The sequence below is a fragment of the Micromonospora sp. MGP-C2 genome (assembly GCF_057766525.1).
On record NZ_JBYMEN010000002.1, the window covers coordinates 3,001,264 to 3,022,608 of the forward strand.

The following is a 21,345-nucleotide window of genomic DNA, read 5'->3' on the forward strand; positions in this document are numbered from 1 at the left end:
GCAGTCCACCCACAGCTCGACACGGGAGAAGACCCTGAACACCGATCCGACGCAGCAGACCCCCTCCGGTCACCCGGTCACCGGCTGGTGGACCGAGGCGACCATCTACCAGATCTATCCCCGCTCGTTCGCCGACTCGGACGGGGACGGCATCGGTGACCTACCCGGCATCACCGCCCGCCTCGACCACCTCGTCGAGCTGGGCGTGGACGCGGTGTGGCTCTCCCCGTTCTACCCGTCGCCGCAGGCCGACGCCGGCTACGACGTGGCCGACTACCGCGACATCGACCCGCTGTTCGGCACCCTCGCCGACGCGGACAAGCTGATCGCCGAGGCCCGGTCCCGCGGCCTGCGGGTGATCGTGGACCTGGTGCCGAACCACACCTCGTCCGCGCACCGCTGGTTCCAGGCCGCCCTGCCCGCCGCGCCCGGTAGCCCGGAGCGGGCCCGGTACATCTTCCGGGATGGCCTCGGCCCGACCGGTGACCAGCCGCCGAACGACTGGCAGAGCGTCTTCGGCGGCCCGGCCTGGACCCGGACGGTCGACCCGGACGGCAAACCCGGCCAGTGGTACCTGCACCTGTTCGACACCGGCCAGCCGGACCTCAACTGGGACAACCCGGAGGTCCACGCGGAGTTCCTGGACGTCCTGCGGTTCTGGCTGGACCGTGGGGTGGACGGCTTCCGGGTCGACGTGGCACACGGCCTGATCAAGCAGGCCGACCTGGCCGACTGGCAGGAGCCGCAGGAGATTCTCTCCGGCAACGAGATCGACAAGCCGCGCCCGCCGATGTGGGACCAGGACGGCGTGCACGACATCTACCGGCAATGGCGGCAGGTCCTGGACAGCTACCCGGGCGAGCGGGTGCTCGTCGCCGAGGCCTGGGTGGAGCCGGCCGAGCGGCTGGCCCGCTACGTCCGCCCGGACGAGATGCACCAGGCGTTCAACTTCGAGTACCTGCTGGCCGCGTGGACGGCACCGGCCCAGTACGCGGTGATCACCCGCTCGTTGGAGGCGACGGACTCGGTCGGCGCGCCGACCACCTGGGTGCTGTCCAACCACGACGTGGTGCGGCACGCCTCCCGGCTCGGCCTGGCGGTGGGCGGCGGCCGGCCCAACGGCATCGGCATCGGCGACCCGCAGCCGGACGCGGCCCTCGGCTTGCGCCGGGCCCGCGCAGCCACCCTGCTGATGCTCGCCCTGCCTGGCTCGGCGTACCTCTACCAGGGCGAGGAGCTGGGGCTGCCCGAGCACACCACGCTGCCCGACGAGGCCCGGCAGGACCCGACCTGGGAGCGCAGCGGGCACACCCAGCGTGGCCGGGACGGCTGCCGGGTGCCGATTCCGTGGGAGGCCGACGCCCCGTCGTACGGTTTCGGGCCCACCGACGCGAGCTGGCTGCCGCAGCCCGCGCTCTGGGCGGAGTACGCGCTGGACCGCCAGCGCGACGTGCCCGGCTCCACGTACGAGCTGTACCGCGCGGCGCTGCGGCTGCGCCGCGAGCACGGGCTGGGTCGCGGCACCCTGGAGTGGGTGTCCTCGGGCGACGAGACGCTGACCTTCCGCAACGGTGAGCTGACCGTGCTGACCAACTTCGGTGCGGCCCCGGTGCCGCTGCCGACCGGTGCCGAGGTGCTAGCCACCAGCGCACCCCTTGACGACGACAACGCGGTCCCGACCGACGTGACGGTCTGGCTGCGCTGACCCTGACCCCAGCCCGTGAGGGGCCAACATCAGGGATGTTGGCCCCTCACGCTCGACTGAGGCAGCACTTTCGGAGATGTTGCGCGGATCAGGGCGGTCGGTGGGGGCGGGGGCGGCGCGCGCGGGGTCAGAGGCGGTCGGCGCGGGTGTGCAGCAGGTCGTGCACGTTGTCGATGTCCTCGGGTGAGGTCCGCGAGGCGAGCCAGTACATGACACCGGTGGGGATGAAGAAGAGCTGGAACGCGGCCAGCCCGACGGCGAAGTTCAACGGCGGCGGGAATGCCGCTCGCAGCCCCTGGAACGCCACCCCGACCAACCCGTTGCCGGCCGCGCGACCAACCCCGTTGACCAGGTTGCCCAGGCTGTAGACCGTCCCCCGGTGCTCGGGTGGGTTGACGTCGGCGATCAGCGCGAACCAGTTCGGCGAGTTGGCCGAGGTCAGCGCGAGCGCGACGATCGCGGTGAGCAGGCTCAGCCCCACCGACGGCTCGGTGAAGACGCTGGCCAGCACCGCGCCGACGACCGCGCCGCCACTCGCGCCGTCCGGCACGTCGATGGTCACCGGGACGAAGAACAACACCAGGTAGAACGGCAGCGCCGCGAGGATGCCGACCGCGGCGACCAGGGCCCGCCCTCTCGGCGTACGCCGCTGCGCCGCGTCGCCGATCAGGCCGCCCACGATGGAGAGCACTCCGCCGAGCTGGAACAGTGTGGCGAAGACGCTGCCCACCACCACAGCTGTCGACGTCGAATATCCCTGGGCCTCGGCCCGTTCGGCGAAGAGCACCGGCAGCCAGACCAGCGAGCCGAAGGCGGCCTGCGCGGTAAGGCCCTGCAGGATCAGCCACCGGTTGGTCCGTCGGGCCAGGATGCGCGGTAGGTCGGCGCGGCTGATCCGATAGTCGTACTCGGCGCCGGCGTCGAGCCTGCCGGCCAGTTCCGGCTCGCTCTGGCCACGGCGGACGTCGTACGTGAACAGGTACGCGAGGGTGGCGGCCAGGCCGACGCCGGTCAGGAGCAGGAACGGTCGCCGCCAGTCAGCCGCCCCGAGCAGCCCGCCGACGAGGGTGCCGGCCAGGGTGCCGATCCCCTGGGACAGCCCCCAGAAGCTCATCACCAACCCGCGCCGGGTCGGTGAGATCAGGTCGGTGACCACCGAGAAGCCGACCGAGCCGACCGCACCGAGGCCGACCGCCGCGACCAGTTGTGCGGCGAGGAACGTGAGGTAGCCGCCGGCGAGCGCGCTGCCGCCGGTGCCCGCCGCCCAGAGCAGCGTGCCCACCATGAGCAGCGGCTTGCGGTTGGTCCGGTCGCCGACGTACGCCCAGCCGACCGCCGCCACGGCGCTGACCAGGAAGCTGACCGCGGTGACCAGACCGAGCAGCCGCCCCGACACGGCGAACGCGTCGGAGATCGGGCCGTACAGCGGCGGCACCAGCCCGATCGCCACGTTGTCCAGGGAGGCGAGCAGCACGAACACCACGACGCTGTACAACCGGTGGGCCGGGCCACCGCCCCGGCCAGGCGGGCGGGGGCCGGACTGCGCCCGCCCCTGGCCGGGCCCGCCACTGGTCACCGTCATGACCGGCAGCCAACCAGACTCCGTCGAGGAGGTCGTCACGTGGGTGGGTGCCGGTCACCGTCGACCGGCACCCACCCACGTCGATCCCAACGGTCAGCGCCGGTCGAGAACCAGTCCGCGGGCCGCGGCGTACTGCTCACGCACCGCGGGGACGGGCTCGGCGGCGTACTCCTCGGTGCCCTCGACCGCCCAGACCGGCGGCGTGGGACCGCCCAGGGCGACCCAGGCGGCCTGCCGGGCGGCGCCGTCGGCGACGTACTCCCCGGCTGGCGGGACGACGACCGGGCAGCCGAAGACCTGCGGCGCGATCCGACGGACCGCGGCCGACCTGGCTCCGCCGCCGACCAGGATGACCCGGCGGGCGGTGGCACCCTGCGCGGTCAGCGCGTCCAGGCCGTCGGCGAGGGCGCAGAGCATGCCCTCCACGGCGGCCCGGGCCAGGTGCGCGGGGGTCGACGTGCGCAGGGTCAGGCCGTGCACAGCGCCGGTGGCGAGCGGACGGTTCGGCGTTCGCTCACCCTCCAGGTAGGGCACCATGACCAGCCCGTCCGCGCCGGCTGGCGCGGAGAGCGCCAACTCGGCCAGCTCGTCCAGGCTGGCCCCGAGCATCGCGGCGGCGGCGTCCAGCACCCGGGCCGCGTTGAGCGTGGCGACCAGCGGCAGGAAGCGACCGGACGCGTCGGCGAAGCCCGCCACCGCACCGCTCTCGTCGGCGGCCGGCACGTCGGCGACGCTGAACACCGTGCCGGAGGTGCCGATCGAGACGATCACGTCACCGGGCCCGGCACCGACGCCGAGCGCGGCGGCGGCGTTGTCCCCGGTGCCCGCGCCGAGGAGCGCGCCGCCTGGCCCACCCAGCACGTCGGACAGCTTTCCCGCCGACTCCGCCGGACCGAGCACCTCGGGCAGCACCAACCGCCGGCCGAAGCCCCGCTCCAGCAGGTCCAGTCGGTATTGCCCGGTGGCCGGCGACCAGTAGCTGGTGCCGCTGGCGTCACCCCGGTCGGTACGCAGCGCGTCCAGCCCTGGTGCGCCGGCCAGCCGCCAGGTCAGCCAGTCGTGCGGCAGGCAGACGGCCGCCACCTGGGCTGCCCGCTCCGGCTCGTGTGTGGCCAGCCAGCGCAGCTTGGTGAGGGTGAAGCTGGCCACCGGCACGCTTCCGGTGGCCTCGGCCCAGAACCGACGCCCGGCCGCGCCGCCACCGGCCTCCTCGACGAGGTCGGCGGCGGCGTCGGCGGATCGGGTGTCGTTCCACAGCAGCGCCGGGCGGACCACCCGGCCGTCCTCATCGAGGCACACCATGCCGTGCTGCTGGCCGGCGACCGAGATCGCGGCCACGTCGGCCAGCCCACCGGCCTGGTCGGCGGCACTACGCAGTGCCTGCCACCAGGCTTCCGGGTCGACCTCGGTGCCATCCGGGTGCGGCGCCCGGCCCTGCCGGAGCAGGGCACCGGTCTCCGCGTCCCGGATGACCACCTTGCAGGACTGGGTGGACGAGTCGACGCCTGCGACCAACGGCATGGCGGGGCCTCAGCGGGCGCCGAGCAGGTGCTCGACGGCGAGCTGGTTGAGCCGGACGAAGGCGAAGCCCCGGGCGGCCACCGCGTCGACGTCGACATCCTCGAACGCGGACCGGTCGGCCAGGAACTCGTCGTAGCTCTCCCCCGCGCCGAGCGTCGGCGTGTTCAGCTCGCCGACCTTGCTGGCGGCAAGTGCCTCGACGACCTCGGGGTCGGCGCGGAACGCCGCTGCCCGCTCCTTGAGTAGCAGGTAGGTGCTCATGTTGGCGGCGGCCGAGGCCCAGACACCGTCCATGTCCTCGGTGCGGGAGGGCTTGTAGTCGAAGTGCCGGGGGCCGTCGTAGGTCGGCCCGCCGTTCGGGCCGCCGTTCTCCAGGAGGTCCACCAGGGCGAACGCGTTCATCAAGTCACCGTGGCCGAAGACCAGGTCCTGGTCGTACTTGATGCCGCGCTGGCCGTTGAGGTCCAGGTGGAACAGCTTGCCCTGCCAGAGCGCCTGGGCGATGCCGTGGGCGTAGTTGAGCCCGGCCATCTGCTCGTGACCGACCTCCGGGTTGAGGCCGACCATCTCCGGGTGCGCCAGCTGGGAGATGAAACCGAGCGCGTGCCCGATGGTCGGCAGCAGGATGTCGCCGCGCGGCTCGTTGGGCTTGGGCTCCAGGGCGAACCGCAGGTTGTAGCCCTTGTCGATGACGTACTGGGTGAGCAGGTCCACCGCCTCGCGGTAGCGGTCCAGCGCGGCGCGGACGTCCTTGGCGACGTCGTACTCGGAGCCCTCGCGGCCACCCCACATGACGAAGGTGCTCGCGCCCAGCTCGGCGGCCAGGTCGACGTTGCGCAGCACCTTGCGCAGCGCGTACCGGCGGACGTCGCGGTCGTTGCTGGTGAAACCGCCGTCCTTGAAGATCGGGTGGGTGAAGAGGTTGGTGGTGACCATGGGCACCACGAGGCCGGTCTCGTCGAGAGCCTTGCGGAACCGGGCGATGTGCTGGTCACGGGTGGCGGCGTCGGCGCCGAACGGGATCAGGTCGTCGTCGTGGAAGGTGATGCCGTACGCGCCCAGCTCGGCGAGCCGGTGCACCGCCTCGACCGCGTCGAGCTCGGGGCGCGTCGCGTCACCGAACGGGTCGCGGGCCTGCCATCCGACGGTCCAGAGCCCGAAGGAGAACTTGTCGGCGGGAGTGGGACGGGGTGCCATGAGCGACCTCCGGGTGGTGGTGTTGTCCGCTATTTGTTCAGCCATTGAATTATTTGCTCGACCTATGGCACTGTCAAGGGGTGAGCCTCACCCACGCCCCGGCCGGCGCAGTCCGTCAGGGCAGTCTGCGCGAGCTCAACCTCGCCTTGGTGCTCGGCCGCATCGCCGCAGCCCACCGTCCTCCGTCACGGGCCGACCTGGCAACCGCGACCGGCCTGACCAGGGCCACCGTCTCCGCGGTGGTCGAGGACCTGCTCGCCGGCCACCTGGTCAGCGAATCCGACCCGGCGCCCCGCTCCGGCGCCGGCCGTCCGGCACGCGGGCTGGTCCTGGCCGACCAGGGGCCGGCCGGGCTCGGCCTGGAGGTCAACGTCGACTACCTGGCGGTGTGCGTGGTGGACCTCGCCGGCCAGGTCCGCCATCGCACCGTGCACCGGGCCGACCTGCGCCCGGTGGCCCCCGCCGACGCGCTGGCCCAGCTGGTCGAGATGGCCGTGGCGGCCCGCGACGACGCCACCGAGCGGGGCCTCACCCTGGTCGGGGCCGCGCTCGCGGTGCCCGGCCTGGTGGACGACGCCGGGATGGTCCGGCTCGCGCCCAACCTCGGCTGGCGCGACGTGCCCGTCCCCGCACTGCTCGCCGAGCATCCGCCGCTGGTCGAGCAGGTGCCCGGTGTGCCCGTCCTGGTCGTGGACAACGAGGCCAACCTCGCCGCGCTCGGTGAGCTGCACTCCCGGCCACCCGGCCCGTCCAGCTTCCTGCACATCTCCGGAGAGGTGGGCATCGGCGCCGGCATCGTGCTGGACGGGGCGCTGTTCCGCGGCGTGCGCGGTTGGAGCGGTGAGATCGGGCACCTTCCGGTCCACCCCGAGGGCCGTCCGTGCCGCTGCGGCGGGCAGGGCTGCCTGGAGCAGTACGCCGGCCAGGAGGCGATCGTGACCGCTGCCGGGCTGGCCCGGGCGGAGCTTCCGGCGGACACCGCGACGGCGCGGCTGGCCGAGCTGGCCGAGGCCGGCGACGCCGACGCGCTCAGGGCGCTGCACGACGCCGGGACGGCGCTCGGCGTCGCGGTGGCCGGCGTCGTGAACCTGCTCGACCTGGACACCGTGGTGCTCGGCGGCGGGTACGCGGCGCTCGCGCCCTGGCTGTGCCCTCCCGTGCTCGCCGAGATCGCCAGCCGGGTGCTGACCGCCGCCTGGTCGCCGGTCACGGTCCGGCCGTCGACGCTCGGCGCGGAGGCCGCCGCGGTGGGTGCCGCCGGCTCGGTGGTCCGCCGGATCGTCGCCCAGCCCGCCGGGTGGCTGGCCCGCTCCGGCTGATCGACACTGCGCGCTGGGCGTCTGTCGGTGCGGATCGGTATCCTTGCCCCTCAGCAACGATGCCGTGTGAGGAGTCGAGAAGCAGCATGCGCACGAGTCGTCAGACGCGAGCCGGCGTGCGGCGGTGACCACGACCCGGCAACCCAGCGGCACTCCGCTGCCAGCCGACCCGCCGTTGGCCCGCGAGCTGCTCGACGGTCTCGCCGAGGCAGTCCTCACGACGGACGAGACCGGCCGGGTCACCCTGCTCAACGCCATGGCGGCGGAGCTGCTCCCGGAAATCACCGTCGGCACCGAGCTGTCCCGCTGCCCGGTGGCGGCCCTGGCCCGGGCGGTCGCCAGCGACGCCGACCGCTTCGACGCCGACCACCGCGGCCGACGACTGCGCGGTGCCCGGCGACAGCTCGCCGGCTCCCGCTTCGCGTGGTACGTGCGAGACGCCACCGAGGAGCACGCCCGCGCCGACGCCCTGCTCGCCGAACGCTCCCGCACCGCCTTCCTCGCCCAGGCCGGCAGCCGGCTCGGGCTGTCCCTGCACCGGGACCAGGTGCTCCTGGCAACCACCACCCTCGCGGTTCCCTATCTGGCCGACGTCGCCGTGGCCCTGCCCCGACCGGCCGCGCCAGCCGAGCCGCACGCCCGCTGGATCCGGTACGCCGACGGCGAGCCCGCCCCGGTCAGCGGGCTGGCCCCGGCGACGCTGACCCACACCGTGCCCGGGCTCGCCGAGGCGCTGACCGGCGACGTCACCGAGCCGAGCCGTTGGCGCGACACCGAGCTCGCCGACCTGGCCGCCATGCTGCCGCCCGGGTTCGGCCACCCCGGCATGGTGCTGGTCAGCCCGATGCTCGGCGCCGAAGGGTCGGTCGGCGCTCTGCTGCTCGTCCGACGGGCCGGGCGGGCCGACTTCGACCCGCGCGACATCGAGCTTGCCCGGGAGTTCGCCGCCCGGGCGGGTGCCGCGCTGGCCACGGCCGACCTCCATGGCGAGCAGGCCCATCTGGCCCGGGTCCTGCAGGCCAGCCTGCTTCCGCCCGAGCTGCCCTCAGTGCCCGGCGTGACTTTGGCCGGCGGCTACCGGGCCGCCGGAGACAGCCTGCGCATCGGAGGCGACTTCTACGAGGTGTTCCCGCACCCGCGCGGCGCCCTGTTCGCGCTCGGCGACGTGTGCGGCAGGGGCGTGGGCGCAGCCGTGCTGACCGGCCGGGTCCGCCAGTCGTTGCAGACGCTGCGGCTTGTCGAGCAGCGCCCGCTGGAGCTGATCGACCTGCTCAACCGGGCGTTGTTCGACGCGCCGGACGCGGCCCGGCGCAGCCAGCTCACCACTCTGCTGCTCGGTTCCCTCCAGCGCGGGCCCGACGGGGTGGACATCCGGATCGCCGGCGGGGGCCACCCGGCACCGCTGCTGGTCACCACGGACGGCACGGTCACACCGGTCCCGGTCGGTGGCATGCCGGTCGGGGCGCTGACGGCCCCACGGTTCGCCGAGACCCAAGTGCACCTTGACCCGGGCGACCTGCTGCTGGCGTACACCGATGGGGTGACAGAGGCGCGCGGGCCCCGCGACGGGGTGATGTTCGGTGAGGCCCGGCTGCGTGCGGCGGTCGCGGCGGCGGCCGGGCAGCCGCCGGCGGCGCTGATCGACCGGGTGCTCCGGGCGGTCGACGACTGGTTGGACGGGCAGGCCCACGACGACGTCGCGATGCTGGCCGTCTGTGCCTCGGTGCCGGCGTGAGTGGGTCCGGCCGGAATGTGCGCGACCCGCTCACGGCCGCACCAGCTCGGAGCGGCGCGATCAGGCGGTTCGCGCCACCGGTGGGCCGCCGGCCGGCCAGTCCCGGGTGGGGCCGACCGAGCGTTCCTGGTCGCCCGACGAGCCTGCCCAGGCCTCACGGGTCTGCAGGCCCGGATCAGTGGGCAGAGACCGGCCACCTGGCCGGTCCGGGCCTGGCCAGCCCTCCTGCTCCGCCGGCTCGCCCAGTGCCGACGTGGCGTGCGCCTGCTGTCGGCGACCGACCTCGTCGAATTCCCGCATCCCGCGCAGCAGCGCGTCGCGACCCTCCGGGCTCATCCCCGCCAGCACGGCCCCGAGCTGTTCCTGACGATCCGCCCGCAGCTCGGCGAGGAGCCGGCGGGCCTCCGGTGTGAGGTGCAGCGAGATCTCCCGCCGGTCGAAGCGGCCCGGCTCGCGTTCCAGCATGCCGGCGGCGACCAGCCGGTCACAGAGGCGACTGGCGGAGCTGAGCAACATGTCGAGCTGGGTGGCGAGCCGACGCAGGTTGATCCCGTCGGACTGTTCCACCACCATCACGGCCCGTAGCTGGGCGCCGGAGACACGACTGGCGGTCCCCTCCCGGGCAGATTCCCAGATGCCCAGCAGGCTTGCGGCCACCGCGTCCAGCGCGGCAGCCATACTCGTCTCGGGGTCCGTCGGACCGCTCACATCGGCCATGGTGGGCCGAGAATACTCCGAACCCGCTGGTGGTCGAGCTTTAGCAAGGGAGCGACGATGAGCGAACCGGTCAGTCAGGCACGGCGCGCCCTGAACCAGACACCGGCCGACCGGCTCGTCAGTGGCATCGGCGACGTGCTCGCCCGGTCGTACGGGATCACCGACGTCGAGCTGTACCAGGTCGACTACCGGCTCGCGGAGCTCCTGCCGCTCGACGACGGTGAGCCGATCGACAGCCCCGGGCACCCCGCCTGGCGTGCCTTCGACCACCAGTCACCGATACTCACCGACGGCAACGGGTGGTTCCCGGTCAGCATGCGTGGCGAGCGCCGGGGGGTGCTGTGCCTGTCGCCCGTCCCGGACGACCCGGACGTCCTCGCCGCGCTCGCCGAGATCGCCACGGCGCTCTCCCACGAGGTGGCGGCGGTATCCTCCGGTACCGACGTCTACCGGGCGGCGCGGCGCAGCCAGCGCCTCACCCTGGCCGCCGAGATGCAGTGGGACCTGCTGCCCGGCCGCAGCCGGATCCGACCCTCGTTCAGCCTGGCCGGGCAGTTGGAGCCGGCGTACACGGTGCGCGGCGACAGCTTCGACTGGTCCGACGACGGGGAGCGGCTCTGGCTGGCCACCATCAACGGCACCGGTGAGGGCGTCGCCGCCTCCCTGCTCACCTCGTTGGCCACCCACGCGCTGCGCAACGCGCGCCGGGCCGGGCTGAGCCTGGGCGACCAGGCCGCCCTCGCCGACCAGGCCATCTACGACCTGCACCGGGGCGAGCAGCACCTCTCCGCGTTGCTGATGGAGCTGGACCTTCGCTCCGGGACGATGGCCGTCGTCGACGCGGGCTCACCCCGGCTGGTCCTGCTGCGCGGCGGGGAGGTCACCGAGCAGCCCCTGGAGGCGCAGTTCCCGCTCGGCATGTTCGAGGCGACCGACTACCACGAGCAGAAGTTCCCGCTGGAGCGCGACGACCGGCTCTTCGTCGTCAGCGACGGAGTGCTGGAGGCCACCGGGCAGCACATGCGCTACGGCGAGACGGCACTGGACCGGTTCCTGCGCCGGACGGGGCCGATGGCGCCACTGGACGCCGTCCGGTCGCTGATCGGTGACCTGCGCGCGTTCGTGGCCGGTGACCTGGTCGACGACGCGGTGGTCGTCTGCCTGGACTGGTACGGCCCGCAACCGTGACCGGCGCGGTCAGTATGCCCCGCGGCCGTTCAGGACCACTCCGAAGGTCTTCCAGAGGATGGTGAGGTCGGCGGCGAGGGACCAGTTCTCCACGTAGTAGAGATCGAGGCGGATGCCGTCCTCCCAGCTCAGATCCGAGCGACCGCTGACCTGCCAGAGGCCGGTCATGCCCGGCTTGACCAGCAGCCGCCGGGCCACGTCGCCGTCGTAGCGGGCCACCTCCGAGGGCAGCGGCGGGCGCGGCCCGACCATGCTCATCTGACCCAACAGCACGTTGACGAGCTGCGGCAGCTCGTCCAGGGACCACTTGCGCAGCAACCGACCCACCCGGGTGACCCGGGGATCGTGGCGCATCTTGAACATCAGGCCGTCGGTCTCGTTGCGGGCGGTCAGCTCCGCGAGCATGGCGTCGGCGTTGACCACCATGGTGCGGAACTTGAACACGCCGAACTCCTGCCCGCCCCGGCCGACGCGGACCTGCCGGAACAGCACCGGACCTCGACTGTCCACCTTGATGGCCAGGGCGATGAACGCGATCAGCGGCAGCAGCAGCGCCAACACCAACGACGAGACGGACCGGTCGACGAGACCCTTCACCAGCTTGCGTGCCCCGCGGAACTCGGGGGCCTCGACGTGGATCAGCGGCAGGCCGGCGACCGGGCGGGTGTGGATCCGCGGGCCGGCGACGTCGGTCAACGCGGGTGCCACGACCAGGTCGACGCCGGTCCCCTCCAGTTGCCAGCCGAGGCGACGCAGTCGGGCCGCGGTCAGCTCGCCCGAAGCGGTCACCGCAACGGTGTCCGCGCCGATCGCGGTGGCCGCCTCCGGGATGCCCCGGAAGGACCCCACCACCGGTACGTCGCCCAACCTCTGCGCCACCGGTGCGAGCAGCACGTCCGGAATGCACGCCCCGACCACCTGGTAACCGGCGTACGGCTCGCGGCGCAACGTGTGCACCAACTCCAACACGTGGGCGGTGTCGCCGACCACCAGCACCTTGCGGGACCACCCGGCGCCCAACGAGCGGGCCCGGTGCAGGCGCTTACGGGCGGCGAACCGCGCCACCTCCAGCCCGACGGTGCCCACCGCGAAGGAGATTCCGAGGAAACCCCGGGACACGCCGAAATCGGCGATGTAGCCGACGATGGCGATCGCACCGGCCAGGCGCAGGCTGGCGGAGCTGACCCGCCGGTACTCGTCCGCCCCGTAGCCGATCACCCGGTCGTCGTAGCAGCCGAGAAACTTGAGCGAGATCAGCCAGGCCAGCACCAACCCGGGGGCGACCAACACGTACGGGACGTCCGAGTCGGTCGGCTCGTCGTGGCCGAAGCGGGTGACGTAGCCGACGAGCAGCGCGATGATGAGGATGGTGGTGTCCAGCACCACCAGAACCCGGACGTAGGACCGTTCGTCGGCGCGCGCCACCAGACCAGCAGGACGGCCTTTCGGCCCCGCCGACGTGGCGGGGGTCAACAGTGTCGCCGCGGTCACCGGCCCTCCCACTCTGTTCAGGATGGCCCCGGCGACGGGTCGGTCCGGAGGCGGACCGACTATGCCGGAACAGTCGACATCCTGCCTTGACAACTAGGACGGCCGATTGCTTCGGACGTATTACCGTCACTTTTGTTCAACACGGTGGCCAAAAAGGGCCTGCCACACCGGATCGGCGGTACGGCAGGCCCTCTGGCGTCTGAGCGCTGGATCAGCGCGGTGCCGGCGGACGCCGGGCGATGGCGCTGAGGAAGATGCTGCCGATCTCGCTCGGGTCCTTGGTGACGAAGACGTCGCCACCGGTCACCTTCGTGATCGACTCCAGCTCGGCCTTGCTGACGCCCTCGCCGATGCCGATCATGATGACCTGGACCGGCCGCTCCGGGTCGGCGATGTCCTTGAGCTTGGCGAGCAACTGCTGCTGGTTGAGGCCGTTGTCGTCCTCGTTCTTGCCATCGGTGAACAGCACGATCGAGTTGACCCGGCCGGGCTGCCAGTCCTCCTGCACGGCCTGGTACGCGGCCAGCATCGTGTCGTAGAGGCCGGTGTCGCCGCTGGAGGGCTTGATGGTGGCGAGCGCCCCCTCCAGCTGGGCCCGCTGACCGGAGAGCGGTCCGATCGGGATCAGCTGTCGGTAGTCCCGGTTGCCGACCAGCTTGGTGGAGAAGGTCCACAGGCCGATCGACCAGGAGTCGTCGAAGAGGCCGAGGCCGCGGCGTGCCGCGTCCACGGTGACCTCCTCCCGGCTCCGGTTGTTGGCGGAGGGCACCGGCTCCTTCATCGAGCCGGAGACGTCGATGACGGCCAGCATCCGACCGGACTGGGTGGCGATCGACCAGCTGGAGACGACCCGCTGGATCGCAGCCGGGTCGAGGCCACCCGCGGCGGTGCCACCGTTGGCCGGTGCGGTCGGCGCGCCGCCGGACGGGCTGGGGGCACCCTGCGGCGCCTTGAAGCCCTCACCCCAGTTGCCGTCCGGCGCGCGCAGCGACTGCGCGGCGAGCCGGTTGCGGAAGGTGGGGCTGGTGAGCAGCTCGAACAGCACCCGGGCCGCCGATGCCTTGCTCGGCTCGATGCCGGGCAGCACCGCGTACGGGTAGTCCAGCGGCATCGGCGCCGGCTCCATGTAGAGCGCGGCGAGCGGCACCGGTGGCTTCTTGCTGTTGTAGGCGATCACGTCTTCTTCGGACAGGGCCGCCGCGCCGAGACCGCTGGCGATGGAGGTCGCGTCGTTGGCGGTCGGGAAGCGGGCCAGCAGGTCGTTGCGGAGGGAGGAGCGCCCGGTGGCCAGTGCGCGAAGCGCGCCGACGGTGTTGCGCTCGGCGTCGTTTCCGCCGGCGCCGTTGGCTGCCGCCGTGAGCGACAGCAGGCCGGACAGGCCTGCCGCGTCGCGGGTCGGCTCGACGATCCCGGTCCGCAGCGGCGCGCTGGGGTTGTTGACCTGCTTGAGCAGGTCGGTCCAGTTGAACTTCTTGTCCGGCCAGCCCAGCCGGGTGGCGATCGGCTCGGGCATCGCAACGACGATGGGGCTGCGCGCGATGGACGCGCCGTTGGTCGGAGCGAACGCCGTCGCGTCCTTCTTGAAGCGCAGCAACCAGGTCGAGGAGTCGGGCACCCAGACGTCGGGGCTGACGGCGGTGCCGCTGGCCTGCCCCACACCGGCCAGGACCGCACCGTGCTTGGCCGCCACCACCGCGGCCACGTCCACCGGGTCGGAGGCGGAGACGTCCACCCGGATGCAGGTGGGGCCTACCGCGGCGCCGTCCTTGACCCACTGGGACGCGGCGGCGTCCACCGCGGGGGCCAGCTCGGAGGCGACCGCCACGGCGAGCCGGATCTCGCCCGAGCAGTTGGGCTGGATCAACTCCCGATAGCCGAACCACACACCGGTCGTGACGACGAGCACCGTCGCCGTCGCGGCGGCGGCTGCTAGGTGGAGTTTCGAACGCATGCGATGGCGGCCTGCTGACACGGTGACCATCTTGCGTACAAGGTGCCCTCTCTGCCACATCCGTTCGGACTAAAGTTACGCAGGAGAAACAGTTGACCTCCATTTAGCGACACAGAGTGACGCTCCGGCCCCAGGGCGTTGCCTAATCAGCGCCGCCTTCGCGTTTCGACGGCGCAGATTCAGGGGAGCACGCACGTCGGGCTCGGCACCAGCACCGGTTCCCCGACCGCCTCCGGGACACCGGTTTCGATGTCTCGCCGGAAAACGCGCACCATGTCTGCCCGCTCGTCGGCGACGTAGACGTGCTCACCGATCAGCGCGAAGTGCCGGGGCCACTCGCCGCCGGTGTCCACTTCAGCCACCAGCTCGGGCAGATCCCCGGCCAGGGTGAAGACCGCCAGGGTCCCCACCCCCCGGTTGGCGACATAGAGGAAGCGACCGTCCGGGGCCACCGCGACCTCCGACGGCTGGACATGACCGGACCGCTCGCTGGCCTCGACCCGACCGCGCTGGTGCAACGCGCCGTCGTCGGTGAGCTCGTACGCGGTGACCGAGGCGTCCAGCTCACCGACGAGGTAGCAGCGTCGTCCGTCCGGGTGTCGGGCCAGGTGCCGGGGCCCGGTGCCGGGTGCCGTACGGATGCGCGGCCCACGGGGCACCAGGCGCCCGCTCGCGTCGTCCAGGTCGTAGCGGTAGACCGAGTCGGTGCCGAGGTCCACAGCGAGGAGCGGCGCCCGGCCGGCACCTGGCGAGACCATGTGGGCGTGCGCGCCGTCCTGGCGCTCCGGGTCGGGGCCGTGCCCCTCGTGCACCACCAGGTCGGTGCGCTCGCCGGGCACGCCCTGCGCGTCGAGGGGGAAGACCGCGACGCTGCCGCTGCCGTAGTTGGCCGCCACCAGGTGACCGCCGTCGGGCAGCACCGCCAGGTGACAGGGCTCCGCACCGCCGGTCGACCGGCTGCCGAGCGGGTCCAGCCTACCCTCCGACCCGACCCGCCAGGCGCTGACCTCGCCGTCCGTCAGCTCGTTGACCGCGTAGAGCACCGGGTGGGTGGGGTGCCGCGCCAGGAAGGAGGGGGACGCGGTCACCGCCACGGTGCCGAGCGGGGTCAGTGCCCCCGTCGTCGGATCGCGGTGTGCCGCGACGATGCCGCTGCCCCGCCCACCGCTCTGCGCGGTGTAACCCCCGATGTGGACGATCTCACCCTGACCACTCACGTCCGACTCCTCCGCTGGCGTCCCCCGCTGATCCAATCAGAGGCTGCCCGCGTTGCCCGGCCCTTAACCGGCTTTCCGGCCCGGATCTCAGGCCGTGGGCACCGGCTCCCCACGCTGCCGGGCCACATGCTCGACCAGAGAGATCAACACCATCTTTCCGGACTGCCGGTCCCGGGCGTCGCAGAGCACCATCGGCACGTCCGGGTCCAGGTCGAGCGCCCGGCGTACGGTCTCCAGGTTGAACCTGCGCGAGTCGTCGAAGCAGTTCACGCCCACCACGAACGGGATGCCCCGCTGCTCGAAGTAGTCGATGGAGGGGAAGCAGTCCGCCAGTCGACGGGTGTCGGCGAGCACCACCGCCCCGAGCGCACCGAAGGCCAGCTCGTCCCAGAGAAACCAGAACCGGTCCTGACCGGGGGTGCCGAACAGGTAGACCTGGAGGTCCTCGTTGATGGTGATCCGGCCGAAGTCCATCGCCACAGTGGTGGTCGACTTGCCCTCCACCCCGGAGATGTCGTCGGTGCCGATCCCGGCGCCGGTCAGCACCTCCTCGGTCTGCAACGGGCGGACCTCGCTCAGGGCGCTCACCAATGTCGTCTTGCCAGCGCCGAAGCCTCCCGCGATGAGGATCTTCAGTGCCAGCGGGATCGTGGTGCTGGTGCCCACATGGTCATAGCGCACGGAGTCCACTGACCACCGCCTTGAGGATGTCGTCGTCGGGAAGGATGCCGGCGGCCGGCGGCTCGTGCACCGCGACCATGCCTTCGGTCAGGAGATCACCGAGCAGGACCCGGACCACACCGACCGCGAGGTCCAGCTCGGCTGCCAACTCGGCCACCGACACCGGTTGGCGGGACAACGCGATCAGCCGTCGATGCTCCGGGAGCAGGTGCGGATGGCTCGCCGCGTCGACGTCCGAGCCAGCCAGCACGAACGCGACCAGGTTGAAACCGTCGACGGCGGAGCGTACCCGCCCTCGGGTGAGGGTGTACGGCCGCACCACCGGGCCGGCGTCGCTGTCCAGCCACTCGTGCTGCGGCCCGGGCGGCTCAGTCCGCATCACCGGGTCCCACCGACGATCGGGCTGGCGCGGCGAGGCTCTCCCCCACCCGGATGACCAGCATCGCCATCTCGTACGCGACCAGCCCGATGTCCGCGTCGGCGTCACTCACCACCGCCAGGCAGGCTCCCTGCCCGGCGGCGGTGACGAAGAGGTACGCGGTCTCCATCTCCACCACGGTCTGGCGGACCGGGCCGCCGTCCACGTGTCGGCTGGCGCCTCGGGCCAGGCTGGAGAAGCCGGCGGCGAGGGCACAGAGGTGCTCTGCGTCGGAGCGCTCCAACTCGGCCGAGCAGCCGAGCAGCAGACCGTCGGCGGACAGCACCACCGCCTCCCGGGCGGCCGGGACCCGTTGCACCAGCTCGTCGAGCAACCAGTCGAGGCCGGCGCTCTGCTTCGTCGAATGCCGCACTAGGCGTCCCTCTCAGTCGCGGTTGGGGAGTTCGGCGGTCGTCGCCGGGTCGGTGGGGTCAGCCGTGGCCGCCGGGCCGTTCGGCGCCGCCGGGGTGATCACGGTGGCGCGTCCGCGTGCCGTGCCGGCCTGGAGGGCGGCCATCACTCGGCGGACCTCCTCCGGGGATCGGGGCGAGGGGGTGTCGTTGACGGTCGACCGGGGCTGGGCGACGGGAGTCTGGCGTCGCACCCGGCGGGGCAGGCCGTCCAGCTCGTCGTCGGTCGCCGCGGGGGTGGATTCCGGCCCCGCGTCGCCGGTCCCGTTCGGCGCGGACGGGTCCGAGGTCGACGCCCCTACGGCAGGCGCCAGGCCGCCTGCGGCAGCACCCCCGCCGAAGGCGGCCGGCGTCGCGACGGCGGCCGGCGCGGGCGGGGACTTGGCGGCGGGCGTGGACGTGGACGGGCGGGTGCGTGCGCGGGGCACGCTGCCCCGGCGTACCGGGCGCGCCAGCCGTCGGCCCGCGGCGGCCGAGGCGGCACCCAGGGTGGCCGGGTCGGGGCCGGCCGGAGGCTCAGCGGTGACGAGGTCGGTGGGGATCAGCACCACAGCGGTCATTCCACCCTTGCCGGAGGGCCGCAACCGCACCCGTACGTGGTGGCGGGCCGCCAGCCGGGCCACCACGAACAGGCCGAGTCGCGCGCTCTGCGCCGGATCGAACTCGGGCGAGCTGGCCAGTCGGGTGTTGGCGGTTTCCAGCGCCGCTTCGGACATGCCCAGCCCCTGGTCGGTGATCTCCAGGGCGTACCCGTTGGCCACCTGCTCACCGACGACGGTGACCCGGGTGTCCGGCGGGGAGAAGGCGGTGGCGTTCTCGACCAGCTCGGCGAGCAGGTGGATGACGTCGCCGACGGCCCGGCCCAGCACTCCGGCCGGCTGCACGGCGGTGATGTCCACCCGGTCGTACGCCTCGACCTCGGAGATCGCGCCGCGGATCAGGTCGACCATCGCGACGGGGTTTCGCCACCCGCGGCCGGGCGCGGAGCCCGCGAGGATGACCAGGTCCTCGGCGTGCCGGCGGAGTCGGGTCGCCAGGTGGTCGACCTGGAACAGCTCGGCCAACTCGTCCGGGTCCTCCGCGCGCCGCTCCATCCGGTCGAGCAGGTGCAGCTGACGGTGCACCAGGCTCTGGCTCCGTCGGGCGATGTTGAGGAAGACCTCGTTGAGCCCGCGACGCAGGGTGACCTCGTCCACCGCGGCCTGGACGGCGGTGCGCTGTACCTCGGTGAAGGCGCGCCCGACCTCGCCGATCTCGTCGTTGCCGTATTCCAGGGGTGGCGCCTCCCGGGCGACGTCGACCTGCTCACCTCTGCGCAGTCGGGCCACCACGTCCGGCAGCCGGTGCTCGGCCAGCTCCAGCGCGGCGGTGCGGACGCCGCTGAGCCGTCGGACCAGGGTGCGGCCGACCCGCACCGCCACCAGCACCGAGATCACCACGGCTGCGAGACCGAGCACCCCGGCGGCGGCCAGCCGGACCAGGATCCGGACCGCCATCGGCACCGAACGGTCGGTGAGACCGTCGGCCTCGGCCAGTTCGAAGTCACGCAGCTGCTGCTGGACGGCGTCGTGGCTGGCCTGCCAGGACGCCGCGTCCACCGGCGGCCGGCCGGGTCGGTTGGCCGCGACCAGCGCGTCCTGCATGGCGCGCAGACTGGTGAACGCCGGGCTCTCGGTCAGTCGCTGGTACGCGACGCGCCCGGCCTCGGGCAGGTCGGCCACGGCGCTCTCGGTAAGCCACCGCTGGTTGCCGATGGACTGCACGAGCTGGGCGTGTTCCCCGTCGGCGAAGCGGCCGACGGTCAGTACGCCGGCCAGCATGGCGTCGGTCTGGCCGAGCAGCTCCCGGGATCGGCCCAGCGCGGTGAGCGCCAGCGCCTGCCGGTTGAGGTCGGGATCGGACAGGGTGGCCATCGCGGAGAACGCCTGGAAGGCCGCTGTGACCATGCCGCTGTAGAGACCGATCGCGCCGGGGCGGTCCATCATCCGGTCGTCGATGAAGTCCCGGCCGGTCGGCAGCGCCGCCAGAGCGGTGACCAGCCGGTCGACGCGGTCCTCCAGCAGGTCGTCGGCGGCGTCGCGCAGCGCCTCTCCGTCGACCCGGCGGCGCAGCTCGGCGACCGCGCGATCGGTGCGCTCACGCTGCTCGACCAGGGCCGGCAGATCGGCGCTGCCGGCGAGCTGCACCACCGAGAGGCGGCGTTCCCGCTGCAACTCGGTGACCACCGCCTCGCCGGGGCGGCCCAGGTCGTACAGCAGGGTGCGGGCGGAGAGCAGATTGAGGGCGGGCCCGAAGGTCAACGTGGTCGCGAAGATCCACAACGCCAGGAGCGCGCTCACCGGCGCGACGACCAGGGCGGTCAGCTTCGAGCGGATCGGCCAGTCGCGGGTTCTCATCAGACCTCGCCCGTACAGGGGTGGCAGGAGGGGTGCCGGCACCGCCGGGCAACGCGTCGGCCGGTTGCGTGCCCGGCGTCGACGTCGGGCACCAGCGCGGGCGCCTTGGGCAGGATACGTAATCAGGGGCGGTTGCACTACCGCCCGTCGCCTCGGGATCGACGCTCCGAGACGCGCGGCGTCGAGATCGACGCTCCGAGACGCGCTGCGCCGGGGGCTGTGCCCTGCGGGCAGACGGCGAACGCCCCGCTGGCGGACCGGCGGGGCGTTCGTCGTGCTGGGGGCGGGTCAGGCGTTGTCGGCGATGCCGAGGCCCTCGGCGACCCGCCGGCCGTAGGCGTCGTCGCACTGGCTGAAGTGCCAGACCATCTTCTCCTGGATCTGCTTGTCGCACTGACCCAGCAGGTTGATCATGTTTTTCACCAGGTCGTCGCGTTCCCACTGCGGCATGGTGCGGAAGCGCTCACCGGCCTGGGCGTAGTTGTTCTGCCGCTCGATCGGCGCCCGCATGACCCGGCCCGAGACGAACGGCTGGTATTCCCGGTACGACTCGTCAGCCTGCTGCAGACCGGCCACCGAGGACGGCTCGAAGTTGATGTGGGGGTTGCCGCCCCGGCTGTCCACCCCGTACGCCATCTGACCACCGTCCTGATTGGTGTTCACCTGGACGTCCTCGCGGGGGGCGTTGATCGGCAACTGGAGGTAGTTCGGGCCGACCCGGTAACGCTGGGTGTCCGAGTAGGAGAAGGTGCGCCCGACCAGCATCTTGTCGTCGGAGAAGTCGAGGCCGTCGACCAGCACGCCGGTGCCGAACGCGATCTGCTCGTTCTCGTTGTGGAAGTTGCCGACGTTGCGGTTGAGGGTCATCAGGCCGACCGGAAGCAGCGGGAACACGTCCTCGGGCCAGGTCTTGGTGTCGTCCAACGGGTCGAAGTCCAGCTCCGGGTGCTCGTCGTCGCTCATGAGCTGGACGTTCAGCTCCCACTGTGGGTATTCGCCGCGCTCGATCGCCTCGTAGAGGTCCTTGGAGGCGTGGCCCAACTCGCGCGCCTGGATGGCGGCGGCCTGCTCCTCGGTCAGCGACTCGATGCCCTGCCGCGACTTCCAGTGGTATTTGACCAGCACGCCCTCGCCCGCGGCGTTGACCATGCGGTACGTGTTCACGCCGAAGCCGTCCTGCGTCCGGTAGTTGGCCGGGATGCCGCGCGGGCTGAACAGCCAGGTCAGCATGTGCATCGACTCGGGAGTGTTGGACATGAAGTCGAAGATCCGGTTCGGCTCCTGCCGGAAGGTCACCGGGTCCGGCTTCAGCGAGTGGATGACGTCGGGGAACTTGATCGCGTCCCGGATGAAGAAGACCGGCAGGTTGTTGCCGACGAGGTCCCAGTTGCCGTCCTCGGTGCGGAACTTGACGGCGAAGCCACGGGGGTCGCGGGTGGCCTCGGAGGAGTCCCGCCCGCCGATGACGGTGGAGAAGCGGAGGCTGACCGGGGTCTTCGTGCCCCGGGTCTGGAACAGCTTGGCCCGGGTGTAGGTCGCGGCCGGCTCGTCGCCGATCGTCCCGTACGCCTCGAACTCGCCGTGCGCGACGAAACCGCGCGCGTGCACCACCCGCTCGGGGATCCGCTCCCGGTCGAAGTGGCTGATCTTCTCCAGGAAGTGGTAGTTCTCCAGCGTCGCGGGCCCCCGGGAGCCAACCGTCCGCTGCTGCTGGTTGTTGTGCACGGGGTGACCCTGCCGGGTGGTGAGGATCGGCTTGCTGGTCTGTGGGTGCATCACCCCACCCAACCGCCTTTTCTGGAATGAGTCAAGTTTCA

Annotated in this window: 16 protein-coding genes; 4 read left to right on the forward strand and 12 right to left on the reverse strand. The window is 72.3% G+C overall.

The window, feature by feature from the left end; genetic code table 11:
* Positions 1–34 precede the first annotated feature (34 nt).
* The gene (locus tag AC3CF1_RS13465; protein ID WP_488452079.1) at positions 35–1,705 is read left to right on the forward strand and encodes a glycoside hydrolase family 13 protein; all 1,671 of its coding nucleotides are present in this window, start codon (positions 35–37) and stop codon (positions 1,703–1,705) included.
* A 127-nt stretch (positions 1,706–1,832) separates the two neighbouring features.
* On the opposite strand, the gene AC3CF1_RS13470 is transcribed toward AC3CF1_RS13465, so the two are convergent.
* The 3 genes from AC3CF1_RS13470 to xylA form a co-directional block, all read right to left on the reverse strand.
* The gene (locus AC3CF1_RS13470; RefSeq protein WP_354982296.1) at positions 1,833–3,287 is read right to left on the reverse strand and encodes an MFS transporter; all 1,455 of its coding nucleotides are present in this window, start codon (positions 3,285–3,287) and stop codon (positions 1,833–1,835) included.
* A 93-nt stretch (positions 3,288–3,380) separates the two neighbouring features.
* Entirely contained in the window at positions 3,381–4,808 is a 1,428-nt protein-coding gene (gene xylB, locus AC3CF1_RS13475) for a xylulokinase (RefSeq protein ID WP_354982297.1), read from the reverse strand.
* A 9-nt stretch (positions 4,809–4,817) separates the two neighbouring features.
* Positions 4,818–6,005 (reverse strand): xylose isomerase, encoded by a 1,188-nt coding sequence (gene xylA, locus AC3CF1_RS13480; protein WP_141910899.1) that lies wholly within the window; start codon positions 6,003–6,005, stop codon positions 4,818–4,820.
* Positions 6,006–6,085: 80 nt separating this feature from the next.
* Here xylA and AC3CF1_RS13485 point away from each other — a divergent pair, with 80 nt between their 5' ends.
* On the forward strand, positions 6,086–7,324 hold the full coding sequence (locus tag AC3CF1_RS13485) for an ROK family transcriptional regulator (protein WP_185755407.1): 1,239 nt from the start codon (positions 6,086–6,088) through the stop codon (positions 7,322–7,324).
* 124 nt (positions 7,325–7,448) lie between these two features.
* Positions 7,449–9,059, forward strand: a complete 1,611-nt coding sequence (locus AC3CF1_RS13490) for a PP2C family protein-serine/threonine phosphatase (RefSeq protein WP_488450587.1) — start codon at positions 7,449–7,451, stop codon at positions 9,057–9,059.
* A gap of 60 nt (positions 9,060–9,119) precedes the next feature.
* Here the strand turns inward: AC3CF1_RS13490 and AC3CF1_RS13495 are convergent, their stop codons facing one another.
* The gene (locus AC3CF1_RS13495; RefSeq protein ID WP_488450588.1) at positions 9,120–9,767 is read right to left on the reverse strand and encodes a MarR family winged helix-turn-helix transcriptional regulator; all 648 of its coding nucleotides are present in this window, start codon (positions 9,765–9,767) and stop codon (positions 9,120–9,122) included.
* Between the two features lie 66 nt (positions 9,768–9,833).
* On the opposite strand from AC3CF1_RS13495, the gene AC3CF1_RS13500 reads away from it, so the two are divergent.
* Entirely contained in the window at positions 9,834–10,964 is a 1,131-nt protein-coding gene (locus tag AC3CF1_RS13500) for a PP2C family protein-serine/threonine phosphatase (protein WP_488450589.1), read from the forward strand.
* 9 nt (positions 10,965–10,973) lie between these two features.
* Here the strand turns inward: AC3CF1_RS13500 and AC3CF1_RS13505 are convergent, their stop codons facing one another.
* The 8 genes from AC3CF1_RS13505 to AC3CF1_RS13540 all read right to left on the reverse strand — a co-directional run bounded on the left by AC3CF1_RS13505 (position 10,974) and on the right by AC3CF1_RS13540 (position 21,304).
* Positions 10,974–12,455, reverse strand: coding sequence for a sugar transferase (locus AC3CF1_RS13505; protein ID WP_435794545.1), 1,482 nt, complete (start codon positions 12,453–12,455; stop codon positions 10,974–10,976).
* 211 nt (positions 12,456–12,666) lie between these two features.
* Positions 12,667–14,427 carry a substrate-binding domain-containing protein gene (locus AC3CF1_RS13510; RefSeq protein ID WP_354982301.1) on the reverse strand — a complete coding sequence of 587 codons (1,761 nt, stop codon included), beginning with the start codon at positions 14,425–14,427 and terminating at the stop codon, positions 12,667–12,669.
* Positions 14,428–14,585: 158 nt separating this feature from the next.
* Positions 14,586–15,623 carry a lactonase family protein gene (locus AC3CF1_RS13515; RefSeq protein WP_354982302.1) on the reverse strand — a complete coding sequence of 346 codons (1,038 nt, stop codon included), beginning with the start codon at positions 15,621–15,623 and terminating at the stop codon, positions 14,586–14,588.
* A gap of 87 nt (positions 15,624–15,710) precedes the next feature.
* Entirely contained in the window at positions 15,711–16,313 is a 603-nt protein-coding gene (locus tag AC3CF1_RS13520) for a GTP-binding protein (RefSeq protein ID WP_099848118.1), read from the reverse strand.
* The gene (locus tag AC3CF1_RS13525) at positions 16,294–16,683 is read right to left on the reverse strand and encodes a DUF742 domain-containing protein (protein WP_354982303.1); all 390 of its coding nucleotides are present in this window, start codon (positions 16,681–16,683) and stop codon (positions 16,294–16,296) included. The genes AC3CF1_RS13520 and AC3CF1_RS13525 overlap by 20 nt, the downstream gene beginning before the upstream one ends.
* The gene (locus AC3CF1_RS13530) at positions 16,673–17,095 is read right to left on the reverse strand and encodes a roadblock/LC7 domain-containing protein (RefSeq protein ID WP_327646055.1); all 423 of its coding nucleotides are present in this window, start codon (positions 17,093–17,095) and stop codon (positions 16,673–16,675) included. Before AC3CF1_RS13530 ends, AC3CF1_RS13525 begins: the two co-directional genes overlap by 11 nt.
* A gap of 12 nt (positions 17,096–17,107) precedes the next feature.
* Positions 17,108–19,528, reverse strand: a complete 2,421-nt coding sequence (locus tag AC3CF1_RS13535) for a sensor histidine kinase (protein WP_488450590.1) — start codon at positions 19,526–19,528, stop codon at positions 17,108–17,110.
* Positions 19,529–19,816: 288 nt separating this feature from the next.
* Complete coding sequence (locus tag AC3CF1_RS13540) at positions 19,817–21,304, reverse strand: catalase (RefSeq protein WP_088949866.1); 1,488 nt, start codon at positions 21,302–21,304, stop codon at positions 19,817–19,819.
* Between the last annotated feature and the right edge of the window lie 41 nt (positions 21,305–21,345).